Source organism: Streptomyces canarius (assembly GCF_014650735.1).
Lineage (GTDB): Bacteria > Actinomycetota > Actinomycetes > Streptomycetales > Streptomycetaceae > Streptomyces > Streptomyces olivaceoviridis.
Genome location: NZ_BMVN01000101.1, coordinates 1 through 13,610, shown reverse-complemented (window position 1 = coordinate 13,610; position 13,610 = coordinate 1). Strand labels below are relative to the sequence as shown.

Genomic DNA, 13,610 nt, shown 5'->3' with positions numbered 1-13,610 from the left:
GCCGCTCAACGATCCCCACACTCGCAGACTACCGAACGAGCCAAATGAGATGGCGTCTTAGGGCCTGCTCGACGCTTGGGTGGCAGGTGATGAGGGCGTCGATGCCGACCAGTTCCACAATGCGCAGGACGGGCTGCTGGGCGCCGGCGATCCGTACCCACCCTTGTGCCTCGCTCACCTGCTGATGGCAGGCGACGAAGATGTTGATGCCGCTGGAGTCCATGAAGGTGACCTGGTGCATGTCGACCACGATGCGGGGGCGCGGGGTGTCGGAGGCGTCGAGGGCCTGGCGGAGGGTGTCGCCGGTGTGGTGGTCCATCTCTCCCGTCAGGGTCACCACGCGAATGCCGTCAATTGGTGGTGGTCGCGACCGACAGCTGACCGGCCTGCCCAGCGTGTGCGGTGCCCGTCATCTCTGCCTCAGACATGCCGGTGATCCTGACACACTCAGACCCTCGTGCGTAGTGCCGCCCACCGTGGTACGGGCGGCGCCGGGGTGTGGCCGATCCAACAGAAACGGGCATGGCGTGATCCGCGGCGGCGGGGGTAAACGCGCGGGGGTGTTGTGAATGGGGAGCGATTGGCGGTCGTGATGGGACCAGATTCGGTGCCGACAGGCGGCGCGGCGCCGGACTGGCCGGCCCTACAGATCAGCGTGGCCCTGGTCGGAGACGGTACGGACATCGCCCAGGCCCGTCATCTGGCAGCCGGTTTCCTCACCCGCGTCCAGGCCGAGCACGGTCTGCCCGTCTCCCAGCGGGCCATGGACCTCACCCAGCTGGTGGTCAGCGAACTGGTCACACGCCCGCAAGTACGCCCCTGGCCCGGTGCTGCTGGACCTGCGCGTTCTTGGTGGGTTGGTAGAGGTTGTGGTGTGGGACTCCGACCCGGTCCTGCCGGTTGCCCGGGCTGCGGATGCCGGCCGGGTGGGCCAGCATGGCCTGGAGATCGTCATGGCCGTCGCCCAGAGTTTCGAGGCGCGGCGAGAGCCGGTCGGCAAACGCATCACTGCCCGCATCGCGCTGGCCGACGACCCCGGTGGCGCCATCGCCGGACGAGGGCCTGTGTAGAACGGCCCGGCCGCGGCCGCTCAGTCGGGCCGGTTGCCGACAGCGTGATGGGCCAGGGCCGCCTGCAGTTCCCCCAGCAGGACCTCGGGCAGCGCAGCGCCCTGGGCGTGCTTGAGAACCTGTTCCGCGACGGCGGCCAGTTTGATGTTGGTGTGCTGGGAGACCTCTCGCAGCACCGTGAATCCGTCATCAGGACTGATCTGGCCCAGCACGGTCAGGACGCCGATGGCCTGGTCGACCACCGCGAGCGAGGCGAGCGCCTGATACAGCTGCCTGTTCTCCGCCCGCACCAGCTTAAGCTCCGCCACCAGCCCATCGACCGAGACCGGCGGAGACGACGGATACGGGGACGTGGACGAGGAGGACATGGCAATCACCACAACAGCCAGGGAGCAGGGAGCAGGGCACCCTCACCGCCTGCCCCGGTTTCCTTCCAGCATCCATCCGATCGCGGCGCATCACCACGCGTGGTTCCCCAGCCGCCGTCGCGTCTGAGCAGCGTGACGTCGAGACGTCATACCGGCTGGTAGAGCTCGATTCTGTGACGGCTCTACGTCACGCTGTCGCCCTGGCGCGGCGGGCTGCGCGTCGCGCCAGGCTCTTGTCCCGTCTCGCGTGACGTTCTCGTTGTCTCAGGTGACCTTGTTGGATTCGCTGCTGGTCTCGGATGACGTTGCCGCTGGTCTCACGTGACGTTGTCTGTCGGGTGGGCGAGTCTCAAGTGCTGTTGTCGCTGATCTTCATTTTTCTCACCCGGTCTTCCCTCTCTCGGGCGGTTTGAGCCCGTACTGCTGGCGGCCGGTGCCGGCTGGTGGCTTTGCTCGGATCGTTCTGTTTGATCGATCTGGGGGCTGGGTGGTGGATGTCGGGAGGCTGGGCCAGGCCGCGTTCGAGGTGGGGTACGTCGATGAGGATCTCGTACGCCGTCGCGAACCGTTGTCGGCATGCTGGACGCTGAGGTTCGAGCGGCTGTCGCCGGTGCGTACGGTCAAGGCCTACCAGGGGCAGAAGTCCATGACCCGTGACTACTGGGCGGCTACGACAGCCGGGCACCTGTCCTGCGAGTCGCACCTGGAACGGCACCACGCGATGCTGATGGACTTCGACCTGCGGGTCACGGGTCTGATCGGTCAGCCGTTCCGGCTGTTCTGGCCCGGTCCGCGAGGCCGTCGCGGGCACGTCCCGGACTTCTTTGCCCGGCTTGATGACGGCGGGGACCTGGTGGTGGATGTACGCCCGGACGACCGGATCGGGCCGGACGACGCGGAGGCGTTCGCTGCCACGGCGCGAGCCTGCGAACTTGCTGGATGGGTCTTTCGCCGGGTGGGATCGATCGATCCGGTGCTGCTGGCGAATGTCAAGTGGCTGGCGGGCTACCGGCACCCGCGCAACCACCGGGAACCCGTCGCCTCGGAGTTGACGAGGGCCTTCGCCGAGCCGGAGGCCCTGCTGGCCGGGGCCGAGCGGGTCGGTGACCGTCTGGCGGTGCTGCCGGTCCTCTATCACCTGCTCTGGCGCCGGGTTCTGGAAGTCGACCTGACATCAGGCCCGTTGGGGCCACGAAGCGTGGTCCGCCAGGCGGTGACGGCCCGGTGAGACGGCCGCTGGTGGTCAGGCCCGGTGACCGGGTGAGGTTCGACAACAAGGTGCACACCGTGGTCGGCATCTCCGGCGTCCTGGTGCGGCTGGCCGACGAACACGGGCAGTCCAGCGCGATGCATCTCCCGACACTGATGACCTCCCAGGGCTTCGAGGTGATCGGCTCGGGCGAGGCCCGCCGACTTGCTCCCGGCCTGCTGGACGGACTGCCGCCCGGCGAAGCCGACCGGGCTCTGTGGTGGCACCGGCACATGAGCGAAGTACTCACTGGCCTGCCGCCGGACGCCTCTGAGGGAGTCATGCCTCGGCCCGAATACGACCCGGCGACCCGAAATCTGTCCGAGCGCGAGGCGGCCAAGGCCATCGAGCTGTCGCGCGAGACCGGCCGTCCGGTCAGCCCGCACACCATTCGTTGGCGCCGACGCCGCTACCAAAAACGCGGAGTGATGGGCATGGTCGACGGCCGCCAGGCCCCACGCCGCCCAGTCCTGGGCCAGGTCGACCCCCAGGTCGTCGAAATCCTGCGACGACTCATGGACCAGGCCGCCGACGGCTCGACCCACACCGTCAGCTATTACTTCGAACGCGTCGGCCAGGCAGTGAAGAAGCTGAAAGGACCGCCGGTCGAGATGCCCTCGTGGGCGACCTTCTACCGTCTCTTCAACCGGCTGGAGGCCGGTCGCCACACGACCGGCTCGGCCCGCACCCGCCGCTCTCTGGCCAACCAGCCCGAGGGGGTTTTCGACCAGGTCACGGTCTGCCGTCCGGGCGAGCTGATGGAGATCGACTCCACCCCGTTCGACGTGCTGGTCCGGCTTGAGAACGGGGTCGTGGACCGATGCGAACTGGTCGGCATGGTCGACGTCGCGACGCGGTCCATCACGGCGGCGGTGCTGCGGCCGACCACGAAGTCGGTGGACGCAGCTTTGCTGCTGGCTCGCTCAGTGACCCCGGCGCCGATGCGACCGGGCTGGCCGGAGGCCCTGCGGATGGAGCACTCGGTGCTGCCCTACGAGCGGCTGCTGTCGGTGGACGAGAGGCTGCGGCATGCGGCCGCGGTCCCGTTGATCATCCCTGAAACGGTTGTGGTCGACGGCGGCAAGGCCTTCTTGTCGAAGAACTTCCATGCCGCCTGCAACGCGTTCGGCACCGAGGTGATTCATGCTCCTCCCCGGACCCCAACTCACAAGCCCCACATCGAAAGAACACTGGGCTCGGCAGCCTCACTGTTCGCCCAGTTCCTCCCCGGTTACACCGGTTGGTCGACGGAACACCGCGGCCGCAAGATCGAGGACGAGCCGCTGTTCTCCCTGCATCAGCTCCAGGAACTGCTGGAACAATGGATCAGCGCCAAGTGGCAGAACAGGGCCCACGACTCGCTACGTGATCCTTCGCCCCGGGGCGGACGGTCTCCCCGAACGAGAAGTACGCCGCGCTGGTCGAGTCGGCCGGATTCCTGCCGCTCGCGCTGACCGCGAAGGACTACCTGGAACTACTGCCCGCCCGCTGGCAGGCCATCAACTCCTACGGCATCAAGATCAACCACCGGATCTACGACTGCGAGGAACTCAACGATCTGCGGCGGGAGAAGTCCGGGATCTTGGAGCGGAAGAACCGCTGGGAGGTCCGCCACGACCCCTACGACATCCGGCTCGTCTGGCTCCGCAACCACCGCACCGGGCAGTGGATCACCGTCCCCTGGCGGCTGCTGTCCACCACCGCCACCCCCTTCGGCGAGCTGGCCTGGGGCCACACCGCCCGCGACCTGCGTGAACAGGGCGAGCAGGTCACCGAGGACGCCATCGCCGAGGCGGTCAGCGGCCTACTTGACCGGGCCGCCAGCGGCCCCGATGAAGAAGCAGCCTCGGCCAAACCCGCCCGCGGCCGCCGCAGCCGGCGCCGCGGCCCGAAGGTCGCTGCCCACACTCAGGCCACCAGACAGCCCGCATGGCCACGGCCTGAACCTCCGCCGCCTCCGCCGGTCGAGCCCACGTCCCCAGCCGGGACCGAGGAGGAAGCCGAGGACGACGACGCGGTTGCCGAGGTCGTCCCCCTGAAAGTCTTCGACGCACGCAAGGAGGCACGGAAATGGTGGTGAACACGCCCGAGTTCGGGCTGCCCGAGGATCGGCGGATGCCCACGACCACGCTGGAGGGCTGGCGTCGGTTCGTCGACGAGGACCCGATCGCCTTCGACCTTCTGTCCGAGGAGGAGTGGAAAGACCTTGATCCCAGAGCCCGGGACGAGTACGACGAAGGCCGGGTCAACTACCACTCCGAGCTGATCATCGTGGAGACACCGACCGTTCGTGACGTCCTCCACCAGGGCCGGCTTCTGACTCTGGTCAACCGGCGGGAGATCAGCGCTCGCCGAGGCCTGATCGTCTCCGGTCCTTGGGCGACGGGCAAGTCCACCGCCATCAAGCAGCTCGGCCGGGCTCACGAACTACGAGTACACCAGCGCTTCCCCGACCACGACCGCATCCCGGTCGTCTACATCTCCGCGCCCCCCAACGGCTCTCCGCGCAAACTCGCGACCCGCCTCGCGCACTTCCTCGGCCTGCCGCTGAAGGCCCGGCACAATGAGATGGACATCGCCGACGCGGTCTGCGAAATCCTCAACGACGCTCACTGCGACCTGGTCCTGGTGGACGAAATTCACAACATCCAGATGGGCACGTCCACCGGCAAGGACATGTCCGACCACCTGAAGTACTTCGCCGAGCACATCCCCGCCACGTTCGTCTACGCCGGCATCAACGTCCAACGCGAGGGCCTGTTCACCGGGGTCCGCGGAAAGCAGATCGCCGCCCGCTGCGTGATGAAGCACACCGGGAACTTCCCCTACCAAGCCGAATGGCGCTCCATGATTGCTCTGATGGAGAACTCGCTGCGGCTGCACCACCACGAGCCAGGCACCCTGGTCCGGCTCGCGAAGTACCTCCACACCCGCACCGACGGCAGCATCAGCAGCCTGTCCCACCTCGTCCGCGCCGCTGCCATCAGCGCCATCGCCGACGGCAGCGAACGCATCACCCGGCCCCTTCTTCAGTCCATCCCGGTCGACCACAGCACGCAGTCCAGCAGGTCCGGCACCACCGACGACGAGAAGGGTGAGGTCGGAGACGCGGCATGATCAGCCTTCTGCCGCCTCCCCGGCTGCGGCGGCTTCCTCACACCGTCGCTCCTCTCCACCGCGAGACCTGGGACTCCTACGTCAGCCGGCTGGCGGCAGCGAACCGGATCTCCCACCTCGCACTCCACGAACACATCAACAACCGGCACCGGATCCACCCCGCTCCACTGCCCCTCCTGGACGCCGTCAGCGACCTTTCCGGGCATCCGCGGGACCGGCTGCTCAAGGCCCTGCCCGACCTGCGCAGTCCGGACAACACCCGGAACCTTCCCGTGTCCCTGCAACTGCTCGATGAGGGCTGGCAGGTCCAGGCCTCTTGCACCCTCTGCCTGGCCGCCAAGGGGGTTTTCATCCAAGCCCGGCGCTGGGTCCGCAACAGCACCAGGCTCTGCCTTCGCCATGGCCGCTGGACCGACACCTACCATGCGCAGTTCGACATCCGTCCACTGCCAGAGATCATCCAGGCCCAGCGTGACCACTACCGCCCCGTCCGTGAACACGGCTGGCAGACCGTGGTCATCGCCATGCGCGAGGCAACCGACTGGTGCTGGCGGTGGTGGGACAACCGCAGGTTTCACAAACGGCTCGATCACAGACTGCGAATCCTGATTCCCCCAGGACGCGGCACCTACCGCGAGGACCCCCGACTCATCGCCAGCAGCTATCCCGACATCGTCGCCCTCACCGCGCTTTTGGCCTCACCCCAGCTCCGGAACCTGCCCTTCACCGGCCATGACCGAGACTTCCGCCAATTCATCCTGGAAGTCCGCGCACGGGCCGCCCCCGGCTACAGCTACGAAGGTGCCGGGGTCACTGACCCGCTCGTCCGCTGGATCGAGGAAGAGCGCTACTACCGCACCCTGCCCAACCACCCGTTCCCGATGCCGAACGAGCCCCGGACCCACAACCCGGATACGACGGAGCAAGTCACCCGTCGCCTTGATGCTCTCCTCGCACTTGACTCCGATGACCGGGGCCGTTGCGCCAGCTGCGGCACACAGCTGAAGGACGCCAACCCGAGGATGCGGTTCTGTTCGACGGTATGCAGATCCCGAAACTGGAGGCGTCAACAACACCAACGCGAACTCCGCGATGCCGCCTCCAGCATGCGGCAGGCGCAGTGCTCGGTCTGCGGCACCACCTGGACCAGCGGAAACGACCGACGTCGCGATGCCCGCTACTGCTCACCCAGATGCAAGCAGGCCGCCTACCGCCAACGCATGGCTGTCCAGGACGACTGACCCGGAAACGGGCTTGAGGCGAGACTGCAGAAGCATCCAACTACGGCGTGGCCGAGGACCACACGCCGAACCACTGTTCGGCGTCGTACTCCTCGAACCGCTCCACCTCGGTGAACCCCAGCTTCGCCGCGAGGCGCACCGAGCGATCGTTGGCGGTCTGGGTGGTGAGCACCACCGGCTCGCTGGGGAGTACATCGGCGAACCAGTCGAGTGCCGCTGAGCACGCCTCGGCCGCATACCCGCATCCCCACGCTTCCGGCAGGAACAGGTAACCGAGTTCGGCCTCCCCGCCATCTGGACGGACACGAACCGGACGCTCCGCATCGCGCCGATCGAGCGTGACCATGCCGATCATCGCTCCGTCGAGATCGATCACAAAAAGGCCAGGGCGCCGCCCAGGCACCTCAGGCACCGCGCGTTCGAGCTCATCGCGCGGTCGAGGGCCACCAACGTAGGTGCCCACCTCCGGCGACGCGAACAGCTCGATGAACGCCGCACGGTCCCGGGCCTCGGACTCGCGGAGCACGAGCCGTTCAGTCCTTATCGGGGCAGGTGGCCAGGCGACGGGTCCGAGTCCAGTCATGACGGGCAACCTATCGCACGCCAGTGAGAGTGAACCGAAAGAGTAGGTCTAGTCGATCGGGAAGCGATACACCGTCGACTCCCGAGTTTGGAAGCCAAGACGCTCATAGAGCCGGTTCGCTGCGGCACGATCCGGCCGAGAAGTGAGATCCACCGTCCGGGCGCCCGCCTCCCGCGCGATCCGCAAGGCCTCCTGGGTCAGGAGTGCTGCGACTCCCTGGCCTCTCGCCGCAGCGTCGACAACCACGTCTTCGACACGGCCCCTCAACCCGGACGGCAGGGGGAACATCACCAAAGTCAGGGTGCCGACGATCGCCTCGGACGTCCGGGCGACAAGCACAGTGTTGGCATCACACGACACCATCCGGTCGATCGCCTCGTAATCGAGGGGTTTCGCTTTCGAAGACAGCTGCGGCAGCAGTCGGCCGAAGGCATCGACGAGTTCCGCACTGGCTTCCCGAATGATCTCTACACGGACGTCCATGCCGGGAGCCTATCCATGGGCCGGGGCCGCAAGGCACGGATGCACTGGCGCGTTGATCGCTGTCCACTTCCGGCGAGCGCAGCCACTGACCGACAACGTCAAGTGAGACGACTTCGGAGAAGTGCCGCTGAGGGACAACTCCATGTGAGATTCCGACGAAGCTCCGTCTCACACGCTCTTGCATCAGCCCACGTCACAGCCTCGGCAATAGACAAGATCAAATGAGACGGGACAGCTGCGGGCCGCGCGGCGGCGCCATGCTCTGGAGCGGCAGCGGCCGGAGCAGTACACCGCGTCCCGGCGGCGGTCGCCGCCGGCGAAGGTGATCCAATGGCGCTCCTGTCTCGGACGATGGGCGGGCAGAGGAATCGATGACCCGCTGTTCCTGCACGGCGGGGGCAGACCGCTCCGCCGCGCGCCCCTGCCCCCACACGCTACGCCGCACCGCCCGGAGATGCGCGCCTTGCCTGGTATGAAGCCGCGAACCGGCCTGCGGGGCCGCGAATCCGTCCCGGAGGGGGCCGCTGCGGCCGGCGCGGAGAGGGGCGCGTGAAACGCTTCCCGCAGGGCACCCGCCGCACGTGCTCCCCCTCCTCGGAAGCCGGCGCGCCCCCGTGGTCGCTTCAGAGGCGGTCGGCGTCGACGACGGCCTGGGCGAAGGTGGTGGGCGCTTCCTGCGGCAGGTTGTGGCCGACGTTCGCGATGGTCCGGTGCTCGTACTTGCCCGTGAAGTGGTCGCGGTAGGTGGAGCCGTTGCCGGGCGGGGTGAAGGGGTCGAGCGCCGGGTCGAGGGTGATGGTGGGGACGTGGATGGGGGGCTGGGCGGCGAGTTCCTTCTCGTAGCGGTCGTAGCGGGCTTCGCCCTCGATCAGGCCGATGCGCCAGCGGTAGTTGTAGAGGACGATGGCGGCGTAGTCGGGGTTGTGGAAGGCCTGGGCGGTGCGATTGAAAGTGGCGTCGTCGAACTTCCAGTTGGGGGAGACGAGGGTCCACACGTAGCGGCACAGCGCTATGCGGTCGTCGAGGTTCTCCATGGCCTTCTTGCCGCGGGGGGTGGCGAAGTACCACTGGTACCACCACAGGTGTTCGACGGCCGGGGCGGCGGGCGCCAGCTGCGCCTTGACGTCGGTGATGACGTAACCGCTGGTGGAGACCAGGGCCTTGACGCGCTCGGGCCACAGGGCGGCGATGATGTCGGCGGTGCGCGAACCCCAGTCGAAGCCGGCGAAGACCGCCCGGTGGATCTTGAGCGCGTCCATCAGGGCGATGATGTCGAGGGCGATCGCGGACTGCTCGGCGTTGCGCGGAGTGTGCCGGGACAGGAAGCGGGTGCTGCCGTGGCCGCGCAGGTAGGGGACGATGACGCGGTAGCCGAGGTCGGCGAGGAGCAGGGCGACGTCGACGTAGCTGTGGATGTCGTAGGGCCAGCCGTGCAGGAGGATGACCACCGGGCCGTGGGCGGGGCCGGCCTCGGCGTAGCCGATGTCGAGGACGCCCGCCTTGACCTGCTTCAGCGTGGGGAAAGAGGTGTGCGTGCCGGGGGTGGCGGGAGGCACGGTGGGAGCGGGCCCACCCCTCGTCTGGTGCGAGGCGGCAGTGGCGGACGCCTGGTTCTGCAGGCCGGACAGCGAGACCGCCGCCGCGCCGGTGCACAGGCCGACAGCCTTGCTGAAAGTACGCCTCTTGATCATTTGAAATCCTCCGTGGTGTGTTTCTCCGGTGACCGGTCTGCGCCCGGGAACGCCCGAAGGGAGTCCCCGGTGCCGGGCAGTGGTGCACAGGCCGCTCCTCTCGCGGCTGGGCCGGCGGTACACACTCTCGTCCGCGACAAAACCGGACACATCCGTCACTCGACGGTACGACGCGCACGGCGACACCGCCGTCCCGCGCGCCTCGCGTACGACCGGCCCCGGAAGCGACACCGCAGGTGGCGGGCCGTGCGGTGCCCCCACCGACCCAAGCCGGATCTCCCTGTCGCCCGGCCGCATTCCGGGCAGGTCAGGCGCCTGATCATGCGCCTGTCGCCGGTCCACTCCGCTTCGGCCAGCAGCATCCCCAGGGCCATGATCCGCTCGGAGGCCTGCCGGGCCCGGTACGCGTGGGCCCGGCACACGTCGTCGCAGTACCGGCGCCTGGTCGACGCGCTCCGCGGCAGCCGGGCCCCGCAGGAGGCACAGAACCGAATGCGGGCCACGCCTCCGCGATCGCTCCGGGCCTCTCCCGTAGGCCCCGTGCTGTCGGAAGTCGGGTTCTGGCTCAACTTCTGTGAAGCGGTCACCGAGCGTTGCGAGCCGGCGGGGTGAACGCCTCGGTGGTCCGGGCTGGATTCGATCCGACCCCAGCAGGTTAGGGTGCTGATTCACTAGGCGAAGGAGCCGACGTGCCCAACAGACCAAGGCTGGAGGAAGCCCTCGACTTCCTGCGGGCCGACCTGGCGAGCGGGCACTCGGAGATGACCCAGTGGACCACTCGGGGTGCCTGGCTCGCCTTCATGCGTTTCGGGCGGAGGCGCTTTGACGCAGCGCCCACGCCCGACTCCGACGGCTTGCTCTTCCAGTACGGCACGTACGCCTTCAGTGGGCGATCGATGTTCACTGTGGACCTCACGCGGCAGTTCGACGTGACCGACGAGGACGGCGAGCACGACCACTACGTGCAGGTCCACTACTCGCCATCCAACATGACCGCAAGCCTCCCGCGCAGGACACGGGCCGCCTCGCCGGTGCGCAGCAGGTTCGGGCTGACCTGAAGCAGCGCCCACGCGCTATGGATGTTCAGGTCCACGTAGCCGTGCTCGGGTGCGATGCCCTCCACGAGATGGGTGAGGAGCCTGTCCCCGTGCCAGGGGCCGAGGGAGCCGTCGGCGATGAAGGCGTCGGACACCTGCGGGACGGGTGCCTCCCCGACCCAGTACGCCCAGTACGCGAGGTTGGCGGCCTCACCGGCGTCGTCCGCCAGGGCGGTGCGGATGATACTCCATGCGGTCCCGGTCGCCGTTGCGGGCGGCCACCGCGGCCACCGACCGGCTGGTCAGCCAGGCTCTCAGCCAGTCGCCCGGCCGTTGGTCGCGCTGCTGGTGGGCCAGCCACCGTCCGGTGTCCGCGTCCTGGTCGTAGCCGGACAGATACAGCGCCTGGCGGCGCAGCAGGAACTGCTCGGGCCTGCGCGCTCGTTCGGCCGTAGCGCGCATGCGCGTGAAGAAGGTGCGCCGCTCCGCTGCGGTCAGCTGCGGCCCGGACGGGGCAGGTCCGCGGCGCGGCCGCGCAGGCGCGGGCAGCGCCCGCACGGCGCGCGGAGCAACGCCGGTCAGCGGCCACACCAGCACCTCCGCGAGCTCACGCTGCATGACCATCGCGCCCAGCGGACTGTCCAGCACAGGAACCCTGTCGTCCAGGGCACTGGCGAGCACGACGTCCGCTTCCAGGGCACGCTCGAGCACCCGAAGGAGAGGAGGATTTCCAGGGCGCGGAGGGCCTGGCCGGACTCGACCAGGGCCAGGTGACCTGCTGGACCTCCTGGATGCGCTGGAGCCTGATCAGTTTGTTCGCCGCCGCCGTCCTCGCCGTCACCCGCACCGTCGACGGAACCGAACACGGTCTTCAACTCGCCCCGGCCAGCGGCCGCGAACTCCTGGCCGTCCTGCGGATCACCGCACTCCCCACGCCCCGCCGCGACCGCGAGCACGTCCTGCACTGGTCCGCCTGGCGCCGTCACCACCGGCACCAGGCCACTGAGGCCCACCGCCGATGGAACAACATCACCGCGGCGGCGACCACATGACCGGAGCCAGAGGATCAAGACTTACAGCTGCCGTGTCTGTGCTGCCTCATATGTGCGTAGAGCCGTGCTTGTTCACGCCCCCGTGTCGGCTCCGTTCAGACCGTCGGGCGGTTCGGTACGCCGTAGTGCTTCGTCACCTCGCGAACCGTGCTGTGTTCCTCCAGGGTGGTCACGGCGATCTGGAGCGCGACGGCGCGTTCAGCGGGGACGAGTCCGTCGACGGCGGTCAGGAACTTGCGCTCGATGTCCTGGCGGGTAGCGGGACGACTGGGGTGGCCGGGGAAACCGGCCTGGTATGCGCTGAGGGCGGTGCCGTCCCGGAGTTCGATGTCCACCTTGGTGCTGAAGACGGGGTCGCCCTCGGGGATCGGCATGGCGTACGGCTCGACGAGGTCGGCGATGGCGAGGATCTCCGGGTCGGTCCAGCGGGAGCGCTCGAAGTAGTCGGCGGGGGCGTTGTGGCCCGTGACGAACTGCAGGCCGATGCTGAACGCGAGGCTGAACTGGGCGGTGATGGCGTCGGTGGGCCGCGTGATGCTGGCGCCGTGCCCGATGGCGAAGTCGACCAGGCCGACCCGGATCCGGGCGACGTCGGCCGGCTCGATGCCGTACTCCTTGCGCAGTTTTCCGATGACGTCCAGCGGGGTGTGGTTGGTGGCCACGCCGGGGAAGAACCGGATGATCGTCTCGAGGATGAGCCATCGGTTCCAGTTTGCGTCCACCGCCGCGATGTCCCCGCCTCCGGCGAAGAGGTTCAGCAGCCCCTTCTTGCCGTCGAAGATGGTGGGCGGGCCGGTGAAGCCTAGTTGCGCCAGTTGCGCCGCCTCCACGCCCGCGCGGGCCGCCGACCCGGGATACATCCGCTTGACCTCGCCCCCGTGCTGGTCGTACTCCACCGTGCCGCCCGAGTCGCCCCCCGCGATGCCGAAGGCGTTGGTCTGCTGCTCCGGCGTGAGGCCGAGGACCACTCCGGCCGCTGCAGCAGCGCCGTGCACGCCGAGCACCTTCGAGCCATGCCAGCCCGTGGCCAGCATCGGCGGCGTGGTGGCGGAACCGAGCAGCGCCATCGTCTGCACGCCCGCGACGACGGCGGTGATCAGGTCGCGTCCGGACGCCCCCTCGCGTTCGGCGAGGGCGAGTGCGGCCGGTACGACGACGGACGTGGTGTGCCAGGCCAGCAGGTGGGCGTCGTCGCACTCACCGCTGTGCCCCAGGGTGCCGTTCACCCACGCGGCCTGCGAGACGGTGGACGCCACGCCGGAGTAGGCCAGAGTTGCCTGGGCCGCTCCCGGCTGCCGTTCGGCCAGACGAAGGACCGGCTGTACGTTCGGCAGCACCGTTCCGGCCAGCTCACACCCGATCTGATCGAGGATGAGCAGCTTCGTACGCTCCCGGACCTCCTCGGGCAGGTCGTCGTAGCGCAGGGTGGTGACCCAGCGGGCGATGCGCTCCGCCAGAGGAGCGGTGATGACGGGTTCGTCAGCAGCGGACGCGTTCACGGCGGCTTCCTTTTCTGTGTCGGGTTCGGGATCTGGTGGTCTTCGCCCACCGGGTGCGTCAGGCCTCCAGCGCCGGAGAGGGACGGGGTCCACCTGCCGCCGTCGGCGGTTGTGTGCGTGGTTGGTCCGTGGTCCGTGGCCCGTCCGTCGGCGTCCTTCGCCGTCGTCGGGGCCGTACGACCGGAGTCAGACGGTGATGGTCTTGTATTCGGTGTAGGTG

13 protein-coding genes and 2 pseudogenes are annotated in these 13,610 nt (G+C 68.3%); 8 read left to right on the top strand and 7 right to left on the bottom strand.

What is annotated here, in order from left to right:
* Positions 1 to 28: 28 nt before the first annotated feature.
* On the bottom strand, positions 29 to 337 hold the full coding sequence (locus IE294_RS44835) for an STAS domain-containing protein (RefSeq protein ID WP_306433549.1): 309 nt from the start codon (positions 335 to 337) through the stop codon (positions 29 to 31).
* Positions 338 to 592: 255 nt separating this feature from the next.
* Here IE294_RS44835 and IE294_RS44830 point away from each other — a divergent pair.
* Positions 593 to 1,070 (top strand): annotated as a pseudogene (locus IE294_RS44830) (ATP-binding protein).
* Positions 1,071 to 1,090: 20 nt separating this feature from the next.
* On the opposite strand, the gene IE294_RS44825 reads toward IE294_RS44830, so the two are convergent.
* On the bottom strand, positions 1,091 to 1,438 hold the full coding sequence (locus IE294_RS44825; protein ID WP_189895096.1) for an ANTAR domain-containing protein: 348 nt from the start codon (positions 1,436 to 1,438) through the stop codon (positions 1,091 to 1,093).
* Positions 1,439 to 1,847: 409 nt separating this feature from the next.
* Between IE294_RS44825 and IE294_RS44820 the strand changes: the two genes are divergently transcribed.
* Genes IE294_RS44820 through IE294_RS44805 form a run of 5 tightly spaced genes read left to right on the top strand, consistent with a single transcriptional unit; the run spans position 1,848 to position 7,045 of the window.
* Positions 1,848 to 2,666: a TnsA-like heteromeric transposase endonuclease subunit gene (locus tag IE294_RS44820; RefSeq protein WP_229918113.1), complete on the top strand. Its 819-nt coding sequence runs from the start codon at positions 1,848 to 1,850 to the stop codon at positions 2,664 to 2,666.
* A gap of 59 nt (positions 2,667 to 2,725) precedes the next feature.
* Entirely contained in the window at positions 2,726 to 4,141 is a 1,416-nt protein-coding gene (locus IE294_RS44815; protein ID WP_229918112.1) for a TnsB C-terminal domain-containing protein, read from the top strand.
* The gene (locus IE294_RS48700; protein ID WP_306433550.1) at positions 4,105 to 4,767 is read left to right on the top strand and encodes a Mu transposase C-terminal domain-containing protein; all 663 of its coding nucleotides are present in this window, start codon (positions 4,105 to 4,107) and stop codon (positions 4,765 to 4,767) included. Before IE294_RS44815 ends, IE294_RS48700 begins: the two co-directional genes overlap by 37 nt.
* Positions 4,758 to 5,804 carry a TniB family NTP-binding protein gene (locus tag IE294_RS44810; RefSeq protein ID WP_189895095.1) on the top strand — a complete coding sequence of 349 codons (1,047 nt, stop codon included), beginning with the start codon at positions 4,758 to 4,760 and terminating at the stop codon, positions 5,802 to 5,804. Before IE294_RS48700 ends, IE294_RS44810 begins: the two co-directional genes overlap by 10 nt.
* Positions 5,801 to 7,045 carry a TniQ family protein gene (locus IE294_RS44805; RefSeq protein ID WP_189895094.1) on the top strand — a complete coding sequence of 415 codons (1,245 nt, stop codon included), beginning with the start codon at positions 5,801 to 5,803 and terminating at the stop codon, positions 7,043 to 7,045. The genes IE294_RS44810 and IE294_RS44805 overlap by 4 nt, the downstream gene beginning before the upstream one ends.
* Before the next feature lie 40 nt (positions 7,046 to 7,085).
* Here IE294_RS44805 and IE294_RS44800 read toward each other — a convergent pair whose 3' ends face one another.
* The 3 genes from IE294_RS44800 to IE294_RS44790 form a co-directional block, all read right to left on the bottom strand.
* A complete protein-coding gene (locus IE294_RS44800) occupies positions 7,086 to 7,628 on the bottom strand; it encodes a GNAT family N-acetyltransferase (RefSeq protein ID WP_189895093.1) in 543 nt (180 codons plus the stop codon).
* 48 nt (positions 7,629 to 7,676) lie between these two features.
* Positions 7,677 to 8,111: a GNAT family N-acetyltransferase gene (locus tag IE294_RS44795; protein WP_189895092.1), complete on the bottom strand. Its 435-nt coding sequence runs from the start codon at positions 8,109 to 8,111 to the stop codon at positions 7,677 to 7,679.
* Between the two features lie 623 nt (positions 8,112 to 8,734).
* Positions 8,735 to 9,802 carry an alpha/beta fold hydrolase gene (locus tag IE294_RS44790; RefSeq protein WP_189895091.1) on the bottom strand — a complete coding sequence of 356 codons (1,068 nt, stop codon included), beginning with the start codon at positions 9,800 to 9,802 and terminating at the stop codon, positions 8,735 to 8,737.
* A gap of 689 nt (positions 9,803 to 10,491) precedes the next feature.
* On the opposite strand from IE294_RS44790, the gene IE294_RS44785 reads away from it, so the two are divergent.
* Complete coding sequence (locus IE294_RS44785) at positions 10,492 to 10,860, top strand: hypothetical protein (RefSeq protein ID WP_189895090.1); 369 nt, start codon at positions 10,492 to 10,494, stop codon at positions 10,858 to 10,860.
* A gap of 189 nt (positions 10,861 to 11,049) precedes the next feature.
* On the opposite strand, the gene IE294_RS49530 is transcribed toward IE294_RS44785, so the two are convergent.
* Positions 11,050 to 11,550, bottom strand: a complete 501-nt coding sequence (locus tag IE294_RS49530; protein ID WP_189895089.1) for a hypothetical protein — start codon at positions 11,548 to 11,550, stop codon at positions 11,050 to 11,052.
* Positions 11,551 to 11,558: 8 nt separating this feature from the next.
* Between IE294_RS49530 and IE294_RS44775 the strand changes: the two are divergent.
* Positions 11,559 to 11,891: pseudogene (locus IE294_RS44775) on the top strand (IS701 family transposase); the annotation flags it as partial.
* 95 nt (positions 11,892 to 11,986) lie between these two features.
* Here the strand turns inward: IE294_RS44775 and IE294_RS44770 are convergent.
* The gene (locus IE294_RS44770; protein WP_189895087.1) at positions 11,987 to 13,390 is read right to left on the bottom strand and encodes an MmgE/PrpD family protein; all 1,404 of its coding nucleotides are present in this window, start codon (positions 13,388 to 13,390) and stop codon (positions 11,987 to 11,989) included.
* Positions 13,391 to 13,610: the final 220 nt, after the last annotated feature.

Bases quoted from the DNA above. Each gene is read 5' to 3' on its own strand.
- IE294_RS44825 (WP_189895096.1), bottom strand. From the start codon at position 1,438: ATGTCCTCCTCGTCCACGTCCCCGTATCCGTCGTCTCCGCCGGTCTCG.
- IE294_RS44810 (WP_189895095.1), top strand. From the start codon at position 4,758: ATGGTGGTGAACACGCCCGAGTTCGGGCTGCCCGAGGATCGGCGGATG.
- IE294_RS44805 (WP_189895094.1), top strand. From the start codon at position 5,801: ATGATCAGCCTTCTGCCGCCTCCCCGGCTGCGGCGGCTTCCTCACACC.
- IE294_RS44800 (WP_189895093.1), bottom strand. From the start codon at position 7,628: ATGACTGGACTCGGACCCGTCGCCTGGCCACCTGCCCCGATAAGGACT.
- IE294_RS44795 (WP_189895092.1), bottom strand. From the start codon at position 8,111: ATGGACGTCCGTGTAGAGATCATTCGGGAAGCCAGTGCGGAACTCGTC.
- IE294_RS44790 (WP_189895091.1), bottom strand. From the start codon at position 9,802: ATGATCAAGAGGCGTACTTTCAGCAAGGCTGTCGGCCTGTGCACCGGC.